The sequence below is a fragment of the Micromonospora sp. NPDC049301 genome (genome assembly GCF_040678715.1).
Classification (GTDB): Bacteria; Actinomycetota; Actinomycetes; order Mycobacteriales; family Micromonosporaceae; genus Micromonospora.
The window spans coordinates 1-746 of the sequence record NZ_JBFAQO010000016.1; the positions used below are offsets into that span (position 1 = coordinate 1).

A 746-nucleotide genomic window follows, 5' to 3' on the forward strand; every position below is an offset into this window, starting at 1 on the left:
CCGGTCACATTCCGAACCCGGAAGCTAAGCCCTCCAGCGCCGATGGTACTGCACTCGTGAGGGTGTGGGAGAGTAGGACGCCGCCGGACAATCTTCCAGTCGAGGGCCGCCCCATCCGGGTCGGCCCTCGACTGCGTAGCGCCATTGATGGCGCAATGAGGAAGGATGTACCTGTGAGTTCAGGACCGCAGGGCGGAGACCGTCCCCGTCGCTACGAAGACCGTACTGACGGCCAGGGCGGCCGCGACCGCGGCCCGCGCCGCGACGACCGTCCCCCGTACCGGGGAGACGGAGACAACGCTGGCGGCGCCCGAGGCGGATACGCCGGCGGCCGTGACGGCGGTTCCCGTGGCGGCGACCGGGATGGTTCGCGCTCCGGTGCGCCCCGTGAGGGTGGCTTCCGCGGTGGTGACCGCCGTGAGGGCGGTTTCCGTGGCGGCGACCGCGACGGTTCGCGGTCCAGCGCTCCCCGCGAGGGTGGCTTCCGGGGCGGTGACCGCCGTGAAGGCGGCTTCCGGGGCGGCGACCGGGACGGCTCGCGCACCGGCGCTCCCCGCGAGGGTGGCTTCCGGGGCGGCGACCGGGATGGTTCGCGGTCGGGCGCTCCCCGCGAGGGTGGCTTCCGGGGCGGCGACCGGGATGGTTCGCGTTCGGGCGCTCCGCGTGAGGGTGGCTTCCGCGGTGGTGACCGCCGTGAGGGTGGTTTCCGTGGCGGTGACCGCGACGGTTCGCGTACCGGCGCTCCC

At 73.7% G+C, this 746-nt stretch carries 1 rRNA gene; it reads left to right on the top strand.

Annotation, left to right across the window (positions count from 1 at the left end):
* Positions 1-89 (top strand): 5S ribosomal RNA (gene rrf / locus AB0K07_RS29250); the annotation flags it as partial.
* Positions 90-746 lie beyond the last annotated feature (657 nt).